The following is a 5,995-nucleotide window of genomic DNA, read 5'->3' on the forward strand; positions in this document are numbered from 1 at the left end:
CGGCGGTGACTACGGTGGCGGCGGCGGCGGACGCTGGTAGTTCCCTTCCTTTAACCCAATAACGCTCGGTAATTTACCGGGCGTTATTTTTTTTCGTGGTACACTAAGTGCCGTGTTTTCGGAAGATGTCTCCCTCGCCTCTTATACCACCCTCGGAATTGGTGGCCCTGCTCGCTTTTTTTGCACTCCTACCACTCCTGCTGATATACATATTGCTCTGGTTGAGGCCCAAAACCGTGACCTCCCCGTCTTTGTTCTAGGGGGCGGTAGCAACCTGGTTATCGCCGACTCCGGCTGGCCGGGCCTCGTGCTCCGTCCCAACCTTACCCATCAAGTGGGGCTGACGGTTGGGGCAGGCGTCGACTGGAACGACTTCATAGACCACTGCGTGTCGCAAAATCTTGCCGGTGTCGAGTGCCTTGCCGGGATTCCAGGAACCGTCGGGGCCACCCCCATCCAGAATGTCGGGGCCTATGGCCAAGAAGTCGCCGATACCATCGTCTCCGTGACAGCGCTAAACCGTAAAACGCTCGCCATTCACTCGTTCTCCAATGCCGAGTGCCGCTTCGCCTATCGCCAGAGCCGCTTCAACACCGAGGAGCTGGGGCAATGGCTGATCTTAGAAGTTGAGTTCGCCCTCAAAGAAAACGCCGCCCCGAATCTTACGTACCGCGATCTTATCCACCACTTCGGCCCTGACACCTCGCCCACGCTCACCGAGGTAGCCGCCACAGTACGGCAGATTCGGGCACAAAAAGGCATGGTCGTTGACCCTGCCGACCCCGATAGCCGCAGCGCCGGATCGTTCTTCAAGAACCCTATTCTGGAAGCCTCCCAAGCCCCCGGAACGGCCCCACGATTTGCCCAACCCGATGGCCGCGTCAAAGTTCCGGCGGCGTGGCTCATCGAGCGCTCGGGCCTCATGCGTGGCGAGACGCTTGCAGGTGGTATCGGGCTTTCGAGCAAGCACATTCTCGCCCTCGTCAACCAAGGGGGGGGGATGGCAGCCGATGTGGTGGCTGCGGCAAAAAGGGTGCAGGAGTGTGTCCACAAAACCTGGGGAGTTGTCCTGCACCCGGAGCCCATCTTTGTCGGGTTCCCAGGGAGCACAGAGCTCCCTGAGGGCGCGACCGTTATTTCTTCAGAGCTGCCTCAATAGCCGGAGCCAAGTTTGCGCCCCGCGCCCCGACGGCAGCGATCTTTCCGTCCTTGCCGATGAGAAGCGTGAAGGGAATAGAGCGAACCCCATAGCTCACGGCGTTGGCAGCCTGCCAGTACTTGCCATCGAAGATCTGCCGCCAAGGCATGTTTTTGTCCTGGATGAACTTCTCCAGCTTAGGACGAGCGTTCTCTTGGTCTAGCGAGATCCCTAAAATCTCAAAGCCCTGATCGTGGAACTTGGTGTAGGCCTCTTGGACATTGGGCAGCTCCGCGATACACGGGCCACACCAGGTCGCCCAGAAGTCCACGAGGAGCACTTTGCCTTTGTAGTCGGCGTAGGAGACGGGCTTTCCGGCTAGGTCCACCCCAACCAGCTTAAAGGGTTCCGCTCCCACCTTCAGCCGCTCATCATAACGCGTCGGTTCTTTGGGAGCATCCATAGCCACGGCTCCTGCTACAGGGACATAGGTAAATGTCGAAGCTGCCAGTGTTGGATTAGCGGTCACTTTCGTGTAGGTCTCGGTGATATTGGGAGTCCCGTCAACGGGGCCAATCGTAAGACGCCGTAAAAAGTGATCTTCCTTGCCAAAGGCAAACTGGTAAGCAGATTTCTGCTGCGCATTACCCACCACTGCGGTGACCACCTCACAAACAACACCATCCAGCGTCTCATTGGCTCCCTTCGTCAGAGACTCTGGTTTGCCCGGAATAATCTGCTTATCGGCGGTAGGGCTGGTCAACAAGATCGTTAATAGCCCCACGCCCACGCCCCCCTTGCGCCCCAGAACCCCAATCGCGGCTTGGAGAGTGGTACCAGGCTCTTTAACGTACTTCTCCGCCTTTTCGACCTCGTTGTGGCTATAGATAGTTGTCCCGTCCGCCACGACCCGCATCACCGCTTGTGCATTGGTAATCGTCGCTACCAGCTTACCGGTCTTGAGCAGAGTCACCTCGGACGTGATCTTGCGGCCCGGCTGGTTTGTTGCGACCGTCAGCGAAAGTGCAGAAGCATTGCGGTAGGCAGTAGCCGAGTCTGCGAGAATCTTCTGGATCGCAGCGTCGGGAGTTTGCGCCACGAGTGCCAGTACAGGAACCATAGGAATCATAAGATAAAATCAACCTTTCTCTCAATACTAAGACAGTACTAGCTCCAATTGTGTGACAGCATGCGCTATTTCCTCCTCGGAGATAACCAGTGGCGGGGTGAACTCCAAAATGTCACCGTCGCCTGCCGGTAAGACAATCACGCCACGGTGGAGCAATTTCACCATCAGTTCCCCGGCACATGCCCCCGCGAGCTGGATTCCCAGCATCAGCCCACGCCCTCGCACCGCGAGAATTTTCGTCGGGAGCTGCGCTTGCAGCCGCTCTAGTTGCTGAATAAAAAACGCCCCGCGCTGCTTAGCTAGTGCAGGCGCGTCCAGTCGCTCCAGCTCACTGAGAGCCGCAAGCGCGGCGGCACAACACAGAGGATTTCCTAAAAACGTGGACGTGTGCAGTGCCTCGCCCATCGAGACGCCCCACGCCGCCATCACTTCGGGTCGGGCAAGGCACGCTGAGATGGGAAGTCCCCCGCCCAGTGCTTTTCCCACACACAAGATATCCGGCACCACGCCCTCGTGCTGGCAGGCAAACCAGTCGCCGGTGCGGCCCCAGCCAGTGAAAATCTCATCCAGAATCAGTAGCGCCCCACTTTTCTCACAGAGCGCCTTCAGTGACTCCAGCCAGCCCGCAGGTGGCACGACGATCCCGCCGCGCCCCTGAATCGCCTCGACCAGCACCGCCCCCACGCCCTCGGGAAGCGATGTTAAGAACTCGCCGTAGGGTTTGTGAATCGCAAAGGGCGCGATCTGCCCGGCAAACGGCTCCCGAAAGTCCGAGCGATGGGTCACGGCAAGTGCCCCTAAGTTCAGCCCGTGGTAGCCACCCGTGAACGCCACCACACCGGGCCTCTCGGTAAAGACCCGCGCCGTCTTCAGCGCCGCCTCGACCGCATCGCCGCCTGAGGTTCCAAACAGTGCGCCCCCCAAATCCCCCGGCGTCATTTCGGCTAGCTTCTGTGCCAGCTCGACTTTCACGCGGCTGGGGTGGACATCGCCCATCCCATGAATGAGTTTTCGGGCCTGCGCCGCAATCGCCGCTGAGACGACGGGGTTGGTGTGCCCGATGCTCGCCACACCGAACGCCGCCGTGAGGTCAAGATACTCCTGGCCGTCGGCGTCTATCACCGTGCAGCCATGCGCCTCCTCCCAGAAGATTGGAAAGCTGCCGTCCTCCGCGAGAAACGTCACATTGGGGGATTCAAAGCGCCGCAGCGTAGCGGCGAGGGCGCGGGATTTCGGGCCGGGGGTCATGGGGGAATTGTACCGTTTTTGTCTCCCCGCTTACTCTTCATGATCTTCTTGCTGGCCCAGCCAACGTCCGAGCAAGATGAGTGCAACAGCAATGATCACAGAGACAGAAGACCAGAGAAGCACTCCCACATCCAGCACGCCTTTTACCAACCAGACATTCATCGCCCCTATACCCAGAAAGCAAAGGGCAATCATCAGCATCCCATACTTGGCAAAAAGCCGTTGCCGCAAGAGTACACATAGCCCGCTTACCATACAGAGAACGGCTTGGAGAAAAATTAAGAGATTGGTTAGGAGAAGCGGCAAGGGAAACGTCGCAAGTCCCTCACGGAAGGTAATGAGAGCAAAAGGTAGGCTAGTCCCCCCAGAAACCACTCCCCAGACGAGAATTAACCAGGCAATCAGAAGTTCTCCAACCATACGGCGTTGCTTGGGTAGGTGGGAGAGTGGGGATTCCTGCTGGCGCTGCATGACCTATGGTATACCCTAGAGCATGACACTCTGGATCGTGGATCAGCAGCCCGCACGCAACCTCGGGCTCACGGGCGAGCCGCTCGTGGACGTGATTCGTGGCTGTGGGCATGAGGCCATTGAGACACGCTTCGATCCCGCCAAGCAGCACCTTGCTCCCGAAGCGATCCCCTACTTTGACTCCGGGCGGCCTTTGATCGTCACCGGCTCCGTAGGCTTTGCGAGCTGGGCACACACGCACTGGCCACTTCGTCCGGGCGCGTTTTGCTCCGAGCGGCTTGAGGCGCGGCACTGGCTCCCCGCCTACGGGGTACTGACACTCAACGCGGATGCACAGTGGCTGACCTATGGGGAATTTCTGATGCGTCCCCGCACGGAGCCGGTGTTTATCAAGCCTGCGGGCGGCGGCAAGCTACTCTCGGGACTCCTGCTGGAGCCGGGCACAAATCTGCAAGACGCACACTTTTCCCGGCATAGACGCTGGCCGACGATCCCCGAGGATTTCCTGTTGCTGGTTGCGTCGCCCCGCGAGATTTTAGGCGAGTGGCGCTTTGTGATTGTGGGTGAGCAGGCTATTGCGGCGTCGCAGTATAAATGGGGCGAGACTCTGGTGTTTGAGCGGGGAGCACCCCAGGAAGCGTGGGCTGTGGCACGAGCGATTGCAGTGCATACGTGGCGTCCCACCGAAGTTTTCGTGGTAGATATTGCCCAGACCTCGGAGGGCTACTTTGTTCTGGAGCTTAACACGTTTGGTACAGCGGGCCTCTATGCCTGCGACCTAGAGGACATCGTGCGTGCCGTTGCGCCCTATGCGGCGGAGTAGACGCAGTCGCCGCCCACGTAGGTCGCTTGAACCGTGAGCTCATCGTTCACGATGACTAAGTCTGCAATTGAGCCTTCGATGAGACGGCCCGTGTCGTGCCAACCTTGCTGATCGGCGGCGTTGGTGGCCGTCACTTGGGCGATCTCTTGCCAGCCGAGATTGCACCAAGCACGAAGATTACGCGCGGCCTGGTCCATTAAGAGCACCGAGCCTGCCAGCGTCCCATCAGCGAGCGTGGCGCGTCCGTTGGTCACGGTGACCTCGTGCCCACCAAGCTTATAGAGGCCATCGCCGTTGCCCGCGCCCGCCATGGCATCCGTGATGGCGATAAAGCGCTCTGCCCCGACGGCGGCGTAGGTCATGGCGATCACTTCCGGGGCGACATGGTGCCCATCGGCAATGACTTCCACGCGAACGCGGGGGTCGGTCATAAAGACAGGGATCGGGCCGGGGTTGCGGTGGTGAATCCCGTTCATCGCGTTGAAGAGATGGGTCGCCTGCCGTGCACCTAGCCCAATTGCGCTTTTTGTTTGTTCCGCTGTGGCATCGGTGTGGCCTAGTGAGATCACGACTCCCGCGGTGCTACAGGCGGCCATGAGCGCCTCGCCGCCAGGCTGCTCCGAGGCGAGTGTGATCTGCCGAAGCTTCCCCTGCGCCGCATCCAGCCAGAGTGCGAACTCAGCTTGGTCGTAGTCCCGCACGAACTCTTTGGGCTGTGCGCCCGGCTTACTGGGGCTAATATACGGGCCTTCGAGGTGAATGCCAGCAACACTGGCTCCCCCGTTATCGGGGGCGGGGGGGGCCTTTGCCACATTGGCGAGAGCCGCCGTGATCGCCGCATTGCTCTGCGTGATTGTGGTGGCCAGCAGGCGCGTGGTGCCGTGCGTGGCGTGGGTGCGGCAGATCGTCGCGAGTGCCTCGGGCGTGGCATCCATCGTGTCTGCACCGCCGCCGCCGTGGATATGCAGGTCAATAAAGCCAGGGAGCACCGTCAGGCCCGACGGTGTGCCGGGCACTTCACTAATCGCCACAATCCGTCCACTGTCAATGCTCAGGCTACCGTTCTCGATCACACGCTCTGGTGTGACGATGCGAACGTTGCGCAGCTCCATCAGCGCCCGTCCTGGGGCATGTTGGGGTTGATCGGGTTCGGTGTCGCATTCGGCTCAGGAGTTGGTGCCGGTGT

6 protein-coding genes are annotated in these 5,995 nt (G+C 59.9%); 2 read left to right on the plus strand and 4 right to left on the minus strand.

Annotated elements, in window-relative coordinates:
- Window positions 1-112 precede the first annotated feature (112 nt).
- Complete coding sequence (locus tag RMO15_RS31630; protein ID WP_309722784.1) at window positions 113-1,159, plus strand: UDP-N-acetylmuramate dehydrogenase; 1,047 nt, start codon at window positions 113-115, stop codon at window positions 1,157-1,159.
- Here RMO15_RS31630 and RMO15_RS31635 read toward each other — a convergent pair.
- Genes RMO15_RS31635 through RMO15_RS31645 form a run of 3 tightly spaced genes read right to left on the minus strand, consistent with a single transcriptional unit; the run spans window position 1,134 to window position 3,986 of the window.
- The gene (locus RMO15_RS31635; protein ID WP_309722786.1) at window positions 1,134-2,267 is read right to left on the minus strand and encodes a redoxin domain-containing protein; all 1,134 of its coding nucleotides are present in this window, start codon (window positions 2,265-2,267) and stop codon (window positions 1,134-1,136) included. The two genes, RMO15_RS31630 and RMO15_RS31635, sit on opposite strands and share 26 nt — an antisense overlap.
- A 27-nt stretch (window positions 2,268-2,294) precedes the next feature.
- The gene (locus RMO15_RS31640) at window positions 2,295-3,515 is read right to left on the minus strand and encodes an aspartate aminotransferase family protein (RefSeq protein ID WP_309722789.1); all 1,221 of its coding nucleotides are present in this window, start codon (window positions 3,513-3,515) and stop codon (window positions 2,295-2,297) included.
- A 30-nt stretch (window positions 3,516-3,545) separates the two neighbouring features.
- Entirely contained in the window at window positions 3,546-3,986 is a 441-nt protein-coding gene (locus tag RMO15_RS31645) for a hypothetical protein (protein ID WP_309722792.1), read from the minus strand.
- A 22-nt stretch (window positions 3,987-4,008) separates the two neighbouring features.
- On the opposite strand from RMO15_RS31645, the gene RMO15_RS31650 reads away from it, so the two are divergent.
- Window positions 4,009-4,809 (plus strand): ATP-grasp domain-containing protein, encoded by an 801-nt coding sequence (locus RMO15_RS31650; RefSeq protein WP_309722793.1) that lies wholly within the window; start codon window positions 4,009-4,011, stop codon window positions 4,807-4,809.
- Here RMO15_RS31650 and nagA read toward each other — a convergent pair.
- A complete protein-coding gene (gene nagA, locus RMO15_RS31655; protein ID WP_309722796.1) occupies window positions 4,794-5,921 on the minus strand; it encodes an N-acetylglucosamine-6-phosphate deacetylase in 1,128 nt (375 codons plus the stop codon). The genes RMO15_RS31650 and nagA overlap by 16 nt on opposite strands.
- Window positions 5,922-5,995 lie beyond the last annotated feature (74 nt).

This window comes from Armatimonas sp., assembly GCF_031410135.1.
In the GTDB taxonomy this organism is placed as follows: Bacteria; Armatimonadota; Armatimonadia; order Armatimonadales; family Armatimonadaceae; genus Armatimonas.